Origin of the sequence: Staphylococcus sp. URHA0057, assembly GCF_000620265.1 — a bacterium.
GTDB lineage: Bacteria > Bacillota > Bacilli > Staphylococcales > Staphylococcaceae > Staphylococcus > Staphylococcus pasteuri.
The window spans coordinates 1-10387 of sequence record NZ_JHVS01000019.1 but is presented as its reverse complement, the minus strand read 5'-3'; the positions used below and the strand labels follow the sequence as shown (position 1 = coordinate 10387).

Genomic DNA, 10387 nt, shown 5'->3' with positions numbered 1-10387 from the left:
CTCCAAAATATAGAAGACAAGTAATATATGGGAAGATAAAGAAAGATATTCGAATTATTCTACGCCAATTATGTGAAAGAAAAGGTGTAGAAATTATTGAAGCAGAAGCATGTAAAGATCATATTCATATGTTAGTTAGCATTCCACCCAAAATAGGAGTGTCTTCATTTGTTGGATATCTAAAAGGTAAAAGTAGTTTAATGATTTTTGATAGACACGCTAATTTAAAATATAGATATGGAAATAGAAAGTTTTGGTGTAAAGGTTTTTATGTAGATACAGTAGGTAGAAATAAAAAAGTCATTGAAAATTACATTCGTAATCAATGGTATCCCTCAAGACGATGTATTTAGATTTGAAACAATAGAAACTCGAGAACCATATGCAGGTGAGATTCAAGTAGAATCCATTTATGTATCTGTAGATCCTTACATGAGAGGCAGAATGAATGATACAAAAAGTTATGTTCAACCTTTCCAAGTGAATGAGCCATTACAAGGTCATATTGTTGGAAAAGTCACACAATCGAAAGATGAACGTCTATCTGTGGGTGATTATGTCACAGGCATATTACCATGGAAAAAGATAAATACAGTGAATGGAGACGATGTGACCCCTGTTCCATCAAAAGATGTACCATTACATTTATATTTGAGTGTTTTAGGCATGCCGGGAATGACGGCCTATACAGGATTGCTTCAAATTGGTCAACCACAATCTGGCGAGACGGTTGTCGTGTCAGCTGCATCCGGTGCGGTAGGCTCTGTCGTAGGACAAATTGCTAAGATTAAAGGCGCAAAAGTTGTCGGTATTGCTGGTGGTAAGCAGAAAACAACATATTTAACAGATGAATTAGGATTTGATGCGGCCATTGACTATAAACAAGATGATTTCGCACAGCAACTCGAAGCGGCTGTACCAGATGGCATTGATGTGTATTTTGAAAATGTAGGCGGCGCAATTTCTGATGAAGTGTTTAAACACTTAAATCGATTTGCACGCGTTCCGGTATGTGGTGCAATTTCAGCATATAATAATGAAAATGACGATATTGGGCCACGTATCCAAGGAACGTTGATTAAAAATCAAGCATTAATGCAAGGTTTTGTAGTAGGACAATTCGCTGATCATTTTAAAGAAGCAAGCGAACAGCTCGCACAATGGGTGTCTGAAGGTAAAATTAAATTTGAAGTGACGATAGATGAAGGTTTTGACAATTTACCTTCTGCATTCAGAAAGTTATTTACAGGTGATAATTTCGGTAAACAAGTTGTCAAAATCAAAGAAGAATAGTGCAAAAATTGCAACACCAATTGTTATAAATGAGTTGTATATATTATCACCAATTAAGAGTATTTAAATATCTTATCTTCTTAATCATTATTATTTATTCTATTTTACAATTCTTCACTAACTAGTGTTATAATTTACCTAACAAACTGTTTATAAGAATAAAATAGAGAGACGTTAGTGAGTCAATAAATGTTTTCAATATTATATTCTGGGTAAATGGAAAATTAGATAATAAGCATTCATATTTATAAAGCCTTGTTCTAAAAGAACAAGGCTTTTTCTCCCAAGAAGTATTAGATCATGATACCAGTGTATCTATGCTTATTATTTTTACTATTACTCATCCCAATCAATTTGTAATTGCTTTAAAAAAGCTTCCCGATCCTTTTCAAATTGAGGATCTATGTCAATTTTACCTTCTTTATTATCTGTCTGATTTTCTAACCATTGTGGTGTTTTTTCTCTACTAATATATTGTTTTGAACCCACTGTATTTTTACTTTTAGTGTACTTTTTATTATAAATACGATTTTCAGGTTCGAATATAAATTCTAGGTATTCTATTTTGCGTCCCTTTTTTGCTCTAACTTTATGTATCTTTAACGCTTTAAAAATATAACTGAGTTCGTTAATAATCGGTTTTAATACATTCTTATTAATATCGGTCATTCTATACGATATTGGAATATCTAATCGCTCTCTAAAATCATTTATTTTTATTTTTAAATAACCTGTATGTTTAAACTGCTTAAGTATTCTAAACATGTTTTTAGAATACGTTGATTTAAGCGTCGTCATTTCTTCTAGTTCAAATTTTGTAAAATTATTCGTAATTGAATTAAGTATATGCTTTAGATTAGGAGATGTTGAAATCTCTAAATATTGTTCCTTTTTATGAATTCTATAATGATTAAACAACACAAAGCGCTCTATGATTTCATCATCTTCATACTTAATTGTCAATTCCAACATTTTTTTGTATACATCATCCAAATCTTTCACAAACCTATTAATATTACGTGTTTTAGGATTATAGTTACTTAGTTCTTTTAATTCATCGAAAGGCAGATGTAACGTATAGGTGTCTTGTTCTTTTAACTTATTACACATCGCAAAAAACAAATTAATTTCTATGCTTGTAAATTTTCTTAATGGGACGAGGTTTAGATCGTTTTTGTATACAACTGTTTCACCAGACATTTTATTATCACTCCATCAGTAACTGTCTCATATAAAGGAGTACTAAAAAAAAGACTACTCCTTTATACCAATTGAATATAAGCATAAAACACTTTTATAGCGGCGTCAATGAATAAAAGGAGTGATGATATTTAAACTACTCCCTTTATGTGGCAAAAACACTCCTTTTATGTGGCAAAACTATGCCTTTAAAATTCTAAACTCCTTGGCACTCTATGTCTAAAGTACCTCCTAAAAAGGTTTTAAAAAGATTTATAAAAAGATATTAAAAAGTTCGGGGCAATTCACCCCTCATAAATTCAAAAGAAAAAAAGGAAACCAACCACATTTGTGGTTGGTTTTTATTATTAAAAAAACAATATGTGATATAGTTTTAATGCATTATTCCAATTGCTTTATTGACATTGAGCCTCTGACCCCCTTAACAAACCCGAAAACTGTCGACTCGTCGGGTTAATAGCTCACGCTATCCCGACATTCGTCGTTCCAGTTTAGTTAAGGGGGTCTTCTCAATGCACAATAAATTTTCTTGGCATAATAATATATATATTAATTAATACACAAACTATTAAAAGTAACGACAAAAATATTTTGTCGTTAAAATCAATTTTAGAAGACATTTTTAGCATATAATGTTAAAATTGACATAGTTTGACAGGTAAAATTTTTTTATTTTTTTAGCTCATGTACATTTGTGTTGTGTACATGAGCTTTTTTATTTTAAGCCTAATTTAAGCTTTATATAGCATCTTTATCCTGAATTATATACTTATTCATCATTATTTAATTAAATACTCTTATACGCTCTTAAAATGGTATATATAAGCAATCCAAATAAGAGATAAGGGACAAGATAAAGTAAAAGAATGAAATAACGCCATGCTGAATGCCCGGTTTTTAATACATAGTTAATCCATTCGTAAAAATGATGAACACCTAACAAGTCATCTAAGGAATTTAAGACTAAAAATGCGACCATAGTTAAAGCAAAAATGAAAAACATAGCAGTAATCCCTCTGGTTAAACGATTAAATGCTTGATCATATTGTTTAACAGCTGTTTCGTTGTTTTTAATTCGCTCATCTATTGTCTTTTTATATTCGCTATTCGCTTTTTGAAGGTCTGCTTGATTGCTTTTCATTTCTTTAACCATGTTTTGTGTTTCTGTTTTTACGTCATTGAGTTCTTTTTGTATCGCTTGTTCAAAATCTTGTTTTAAATTATCAGTATCAATGCGTTGTACATAATGTCTCACTGCACTCATAAATCGTTTTTCGTTCGTTTGAGTTGCTTGATTAAAGTTCGAGGCCGTGGTCTCGATCGTCGTTAATAATTGTTCGTGACGCTTGTTTCTCTCGTTCTCTCTCTTCTCGATCTCTTCGAGCCTTTTCATCAGCAAGTCTTTCTGATTCTGCAGCTTGTCTGCTACGCCCACGCACCTTTTTATTTTCGGCTAAATGTCGATAGGTAATGCTTTTGGGTGTGACGCGTTCAATTTCAATATCATGTTGGTTTAAATGGTCTTTGAATTCATCCATATTCGTTGCTTGTGATTGGTCTATCGCCTCTCTAATCTCATCTTTCCATGAATATTGGGCTGTTGATTTCGTATTAGGGTCAGCAATCGCTTTTTCTATCTGCGTATAACGTAAGCGTGCTGTGTCCTTTTCTGGCACGCTTAAACCATGTTCTATGCAAACCTCATCATTGAAATCTCTGACATTACGTAACGCTTGTTTATTGTTATTGAATTTCTTACCTGTCTCGAGGTCAATTGAATTAATGACAATATGATTGTGTACATGGTCTGTATCGGCATGCGTATAGACCGCCACTTGATGATTCGGTGCGAGCTTTTCAGCGAGTGCTAAGCCTAATTGATTACATTGTTCAGGCGTGACTTCGTCAGGTTTAAACGATTAGATAATCACATGACCTTGATTACCGTCCGTTTTGCCATATAACTCACGAGTGGCTTTGAAACTCGATTTCGCATAGTCTACATCACAATTTAAACCACTTTTTTCAATGGCACGTTTTTCAGCGTAATTGATCGCCCGTGATGTTGATTTGGTGGCACTTAATTTAGTTGTTGCCATCATCATCACGTCGTTTTTCTATTATTTCTTGAATTAAATAACCAATATTGATTACTCCAATAACTAACATAATTATGGCTGTTGTATATGAATGGTTATAAAAATTCCAAATTGAAAAGCCTATAGCAAGTATTAATACAAATAAGCTCGTTACTATTTCTAAATTCTTGCCCATATGTCATTCAACCTTTCACGTAATTCATTAATATTATGTTCTAATGCCTCATAATTCGGTGCGTCATATTGATGTTGATTACAATATTTGGCAATCTGATTAGCATTTGCGCCTAACTTACTTAAATCTTTCGCAATCGATTGTCGCGTTTCTTTATCAAATTTCGGTGCGACCAATCGACTGCCTTGTGCCTTTTTCTTAACGAAAGAAGGCACACTCATATTTAAAGTTTCAGCCGACTTCTTTAACTTTAAATATTCGGATTCGCTCACACGAAAACTAATTTGTTTCGGCTCCTTACGGTTGGGTTTATGGTTTTGCCCAACAGTTTCGTAGCTAGCCACAAAATGATTTTGTTCGCTCATACATCCCACCACGCTTTTTTCGAAAGATAACTCCTTAATATAATTTTGCTTTACCCTGTAAAGTAAAATTAATCAAGTCGTTATAGTGGTTTGGACAAGCATTGGCTTTGCTAGCCACTAACGTGGTAGCGTCGCCTGCTTGTTGGGGATACTCCCCAAGCCCCTTATGATTTTTTCTGACGAAAAAATAGTGGCTAATTGATAGCCATTATTAATAAAGAAAAAGAAGTATTATTTGTTATAAATATATTAATTAGGTCCATATTTAGTCTTTAATATTTTCAATAAAAAAGGTAATAATGCTAAAAAGAGTGTTATTGATGCAAATAACCATGCATGACTTGACCCTTCTATGAGTTTATCTGAATTTGATGAATTACTGATAAATAATGAAGTAACTGCTGTATAAAAAGCAATACCTATATTTTGAACCATTCTTTGTGTAGCTCCAGCAGTACCTTGCATATCTTGAGATACAGTTCCCATTATTGCTGAAGTATTAGACGGTAGGAAAAAACCTCCTCCTATACCATATATTAGTAATAATAAGCTTATTGTCACTGGATTTAATATATATTGTAATAATCCTAGGCTTGTATATGCCACAATCATAATAATTAGTCCTGTAGTCATTAATACAATATTGCCAATGCGAGAAATTAATTTACCAGATATTTTTGAAGTAAGTACTAATCCTAAAGGAGAAGTAAGGTTAACTAATCCTATTTGCCAAGATGAAAGATGATTAATCTTTTCTAAAATATATGGAGGAATTATAAAACCTAAAGATGTTGTACCTCCAAATACAAATATTGCAAATATTGGAGATGAAAATGATACATTCTTGAATAAACGTAAATCGATGATAGGATGATTTGTTTTTAACTCCCATATAATAAATAGGCAAAAAGAAACAATAAAGATTAGGAAATTGCCATATACTGATATATTAAAAATTGAGTGATAAGACCAAGATGTTAAACTTATTAATAAACAAAAGATAGATAGAAATAATAATGAATTTCCACGTATATCTAAATGGATAGACGTACTTTTTTGCTCTTTAATATATCTTTTTAAAAATAAACAGCCGATTAAACCGATAAATATAAAGGGAATATTGATCCAAAATATCCATCTCCAATTACCTACAGATATTAAAAGACCTCCAATACTTGGACCTAAAACAGGACCTATTCCTAATAGAATACTTAACGTTCCTAACGCAGAACCTTGTCTATTTTCAGGAATGGTTGTAGTAATAATAGCCGTAGCAGTTCCTTGTAACATTGCTGCACCTATACCTTGTAAACCACGAAAAACGATTAATTGTATGACGTTGTTTGAAAAACCGCATAAAATAGAAGCTATTAAAAAAATAGTTAATCCTAAACTATATATATTTAAACGACTGTATTTATCGCTTAGTCTCCCAAATATTATAATTGTGCCTGTTAATAATAAAGTATATAGTGTAACACTCCAAGTAATAAAAGAAGTATCAACATTAAAGTATTTTGATAAAGTGGGTAATGCGACATTGATAATGCCACTATCCAGGGTGGATAAAAACATTCCTATTCCTGCTGTGAAAACAACTAAATGATCGAAATACTTAGAAGAATACATCTATCATACCTCCTCATTTAACTAATTTAATCATACCCATATAATATTTCGGTGTTAAACGAAATATTATATGGGTATGATTAAATTGTACTAATAGAAAGGATGTACTATATGTATGAAAATTTTGCTGATAATATTCTCCTCATTGGACATAAAACACGTTTAACTATGTTAATTGAATTATCTAGTGGTATATCTCTTTCAGCTGGAGAATTAGCTAAATTAGCTGGTATAAAACCTCAAACAGCTAGTGAGCATCTTTTAAAATTAGTAGAAGCCAATTTAATCTCAGTAAATACTCAGGGACGACATCGTTATTATAAAATTGATAATGATAAAGTTGTTGATGCAATCCAAGCTTTGTCTGTCATATCTCCACCTATGAGTAGTAAGTCGTTAAAAGAAACAACAAAAAAAGAAAAATTATCATATATGCGTACTTGTTATGGTCATATTGCCGGAAAAATAGGGGTTAAGTTTACTGAATCTTTGATAGAAAATAATTATATTAAAGAAGAAGAAAATTTTTATAAATTAACTCAAGAAGGGAAGACTTGGTTAAAAAAAATAGGAATTGAAACAGAAAAGAGTATGTACTCTAAACCTATTCCTAAACATATAGATTGGACTGAGAGAAAAAATCATATGGCAGGACCTATTGCGTTAAAAATAACTGAAAAAATGATTGAATTATCTTGGATTGAAAAAAGTGAAATTAATCGATGTCTTAATTTAACCAAAAAAGGAAAAAGTGCTTTCAAGACATATCTAAATATGAACATCCCATAATAAAAAAACGAAATAATTTGATAGTATCTAAAGAAAAGTTTAATGATAAGAATAGGATCCCTATTCTAAGTCCTGGACCAAGAGAAGCTGAACTTTCTTCAGATACAGACGACATGGATAATGTGATATTTACTAAACAAGCATATAATGGTTTATTAATAAGAATGTCTCTTTTATATTATTTTTTACACTGATTAATAGCTATTTATAAAATGAATACGCTATACAAAAGCACTACCCATAATCAGTAATTATGTTAATTAAAGGAAAAAGAACCAAACACCGTCATATCAGCGTCTGGGTCTTTTAAAAATGAAAATTGAATATAAGATAATGAGATACTAAAACATTAATAAACTTTATACGTTTGTCCAGTTTGAGCGCCTTCAACACTTTTAATAAATGCATTTGCTACTTTATCAACTGGAACAGCTGTAAATCCTTTGAAGAATTCTCCATACTTATCTAAAGCTTCTTCAACGACATTAGGACTTACATTGTTAATTCTTAAACCATTTTTTAATTCTACAGCTGCTGATGTAACAAATCCTGAGACACCACCATTTGCCATAGCTGCTGAAGAACCTAATAAAATAGGATCATCCATCATAATTCCGGAAGTTAAAGTAAAGCTACCATTTTTATTTAAATAGTGTTGGCCTATTAAAACAAGATTTATCTGTCCTAATAATTTACTTTTTATGGCTACATTATTTTCTTCTAAACTCATATCTGATAGGGATTTGAAAGTTGCTCCTCCCGTGGCACTGACAACAGCATCTATATCTTTAATATCTTTATACATTTGTTCAATTTCTGTTGGAGAGGTAATATCTAATTGATAATCACCAGATTTACTGCCAACTTCAATAACTTCATGATTATTTTCTTTAAGTTTCTTAGATACACTTTTACCTATTGTGCCAGTAGCACCAATAACTACTATTTTCATTGTAATCCTCCTAATAAATACTGTTATTTTTGTAAATTTTTTAGCCAAAATAAATATATTCGAAAGTTTACTATTAACACTTACATACTTAATGTAACATATACATTTATGAATTTATTCTGTAAAACATAGTATATTCAAGTAATGTTAATATTAAATAAGCTTATACATAGAATATACAAATTAGCTACCCATAAGAACTAATTATGTCAACTAAATGAAGAGGGAGAAACGCTGATTTAACGGCGTTTCTCCCTTTTATGTGAATTCATGAACTATTCACATTTTATACATACCCTTAACCACACGTTTTCATGCATTTTCATGAAGAGAACTTTTGTATATTTATGTAAGTTACACTTGTGTAACCTACACATAGCGTATACTTATTTAATAGTAAACAAGTAAACAAATATACAAGTAAACTATTAAACTTGTTTACTTGTGAGATGTATTTAGCTGTTGCATACATGATGCGCGCATATTATATGCATGTATATTGTAGGCCTGCATACACTTGAAAAGTTATATATTTGAACACAACTTTAAAAAACTTACTACATCTATATAATAATCAATGTAAGCAAGTTGGATCGATGGTGGCTAATCTGAGTATAAGGAGCGTGATGCCTATGATGGTATCAATCAAATCTTTAGAAAGGAGACGCCTCTTGGTTGATATAAGTACCATGTTGCAATTTGGCATTTTCCTTATTGCGTTCATTGGTCTTATCGTCGAACTTATTAAATTAAGTCAAAAAAAATAACCATTCCCAACTTTTGACCGAGTAAGAATGGTTATTAAGTAATATCCGAAAAGTCACCGTCTTTTTAACGGGCTTACTATGGCACAAGTGTTATTAGCACTTGTGTCTTTTTGGTATATACTAGTTAGCAATTCATTTGTTACTTTAAGTATATCTTTCATACTATCTTTTGTAAACCTTTCTATTCTTCCCAATCGACTTCAAGTTGTTTTAAAAAGGCTTCTCGTTCTTTCTCTAATTGTGGATCATACTCATTTTGTGTTTGTTTTTCATATGTGCGTTCTTTTAACCATTTTGGTGTTTTCTCACGACTTATATATTGTCGTGACTTACCTATATCTGCCATTTGAGGTTGTCGTTTACTGTGAATGCGTTTCTCAGAGTCAAAAGTAAATTCTAACCATTCAATTTTACGTCCTTTTTTAGCTTTAATTTTATTGATATTGAGGTTATTAAATATTGGAGAGAGCTCCTTAATAATCGGTGTTAAAACAAATTGGTTAATATTAGACATTCTATAAGATTCTGGAATATCTAATCGTTCTCTAAAGTCTTCAATTTTAATCTTCATATAGCCAGTATGTTTATATTGTTTAAGTAATCTAAACATATTTTTTGAATAGGTAGATTTAAGGTGTGTCATCTCTTTTAATTCAAATTTAGTAAAGTTATTCGTAATTGAATTTAAGATATATTTTAAATCAGGAGAAGTAGCAATTTCTAAATATTTTTCCGATATATCTATTTCATACTTATAGAATAAGACAAATTTTTTAATTTTTGTTTCAGTTCTAATAGTATATCTGATATCTAACATCTTATCGTAAACTCTTTGGAGATCATCTACAAACCTGTTAATGTTACGTGTTTCTGGACTGTAATTACTTAATTCTTTGAGTTCATCAAAAGATAAATGAAGTGTATTAGTATCTTGTTCTTTGAGCTTATTACACATAGCAAAAAATAAGTTAATTTCAGTAGCAGTAAAGCGTCGTAATGGAACTAAATTCATTTCATTTTTGTAAATAACAGTTTCTCCGCTCATATAATAACTCTCCTTTCAACAAAGGCATAACAACAAAAAAACTATGCCTTTAATGTGGCAAAACTATGCCTTT

Annotated in this window: 11 protein-coding genes and 1 pseudogene; 4 read left to right on the top strand and 8 right to left on the bottom strand. The window is 31.1% G+C overall.

Going from position 1 to position 10387, the window contains the following annotated elements:
- Together tnpA and N524_RS13860 are read left to right on the top strand one after the other, a co-directional pair.
- Nucleotides 1-353 (top strand): IS200/IS605 family transposase (gene tnpA / locus N524_RS13865; RefSeq protein WP_029056318.1); only part of this gene is annotated, 353 nt, incomplete at its 5' end.
- Complete coding sequence (locus N524_RS13860) at nt 304-1293, top strand: zinc-binding dehydrogenase (protein WP_029056317.1); 990 nt, start codon at nt 304-306, stop codon at nt 1291-1293. The genes tnpA and N524_RS13860, both read left to right, overlap by 50 nt.
- A gap of 336 nt (nt 1294-1629) precedes the next feature.
- Here N524_RS13860 and N524_RS0109235 read toward each other — a convergent pair whose 3' ends face one another.
- The 6 genes and pseudogenes from N524_RS0109235 to N524_RS0109210 form a co-directional block, all read right to left on the bottom strand.
- Nucleotides 1630-2493 carry a replication initiation protein gene (locus tag N524_RS0109235; protein ID WP_029056316.1) on the bottom strand — a complete coding sequence of 288 codons (864 nt, stop codon included), beginning with the start codon at nt 2491-2493 and terminating at the stop codon, nt 1630-1632.
- A 787-nt stretch (nt 2494-3280) separates the two neighbouring features.
- Complete coding sequence (locus tag N524_RS0109230) at nt 3281-3757, bottom strand: mobilization protein (protein ID WP_037555709.1); 477 nt, start codon at nt 3755-3757, stop codon at nt 3281-3283.
- A gap of 31 nt (nt 3758-3788) precedes the next feature.
- Nucleotides 3789-4592 (bottom strand): annotated as a pseudogene (locus N524_RS12855) (relaxase/mobilization nuclease domain-containing protein).
- On the bottom strand, nt 4579-4767 hold the full coding sequence (locus N524_RS0109220) for a hypothetical protein (protein ID WP_002489809.1): 189 nt from the start codon (nt 4765-4767) through the stop codon (nt 4579-4581). Before N524_RS0109220 ends, N524_RS12855 begins: the two are co-directional and overlap by 14 nt.
- Complete coding sequence (locus tag N524_RS0109215; protein ID WP_029056314.1) at nt 4752-5132, bottom strand: plasmid mobilization protein; 381 nt, start codon at nt 5130-5132, stop codon at nt 4752-4754. The genes N524_RS0109220 and N524_RS0109215 overlap by 16 nt, the downstream gene beginning before the upstream one ends.
- 249 nt (nt 5133-5381) lie before the next feature.
- Nucleotides 5382-6761: an MFS transporter gene (locus N524_RS0109210; RefSeq protein WP_029056313.1), complete on the bottom strand. Its 1380-nt coding sequence runs from the start codon at nt 6759-6761 to the stop codon at nt 5382-5384.
- A gap of 111 nt (nt 6762-6872) precedes the next feature.
- Here N524_RS0109210 and N524_RS0109205 point away from each other — a divergent pair, with 111 nt between their 5' ends.
- The gene (locus N524_RS0109205) at nt 6873-7550 is read left to right on the top strand and encodes an ArsR/SmtB family transcription factor (RefSeq protein WP_029056312.1); all 678 of its coding nucleotides are present in this window, start codon (nt 6873-6875) and stop codon (nt 7548-7550) included.
- A gap of 349 nt (nt 7551-7899) precedes the next feature.
- On the opposite strand, the gene N524_RS0109200 is transcribed toward N524_RS0109205, so the two are convergent.
- Nucleotides 7900-8502 (bottom strand): short chain dehydrogenase, encoded by a 603-nt coding sequence (locus tag N524_RS0109200; RefSeq protein WP_002447413.1) that lies wholly within the window; start codon nt 8500-8502, stop codon nt 7900-7902.
- A 632-nt stretch (nt 8503-9134) separates the two neighbouring features.
- Between N524_RS0109200 and pepG1 the strand changes: the two genes are divergently transcribed.
- Nucleotides 9135-9269: a type I toxin-antitoxin system toxin PepG1 gene (gene pepG1, locus N524_RS13815; protein ID WP_029056311.1), complete on the top strand. Its 135-nt coding sequence runs from the start codon at nt 9135-9137 to the stop codon at nt 9267-9269.
- Nucleotides 9270-9450: 181 nt separating this feature from the next.
- Here pepG1 and N524_RS0109190 read toward each other — a convergent pair whose 3' ends face one another.
- Nucleotides 9451-10314, bottom strand: coding sequence for a replication initiation protein (locus tag N524_RS0109190; protein ID WP_017636236.1), 864 nt, complete (start codon nt 10312-10314; stop codon nt 9451-9453).
- Nucleotides 10315-10387 lie beyond the last annotated feature (73 nt).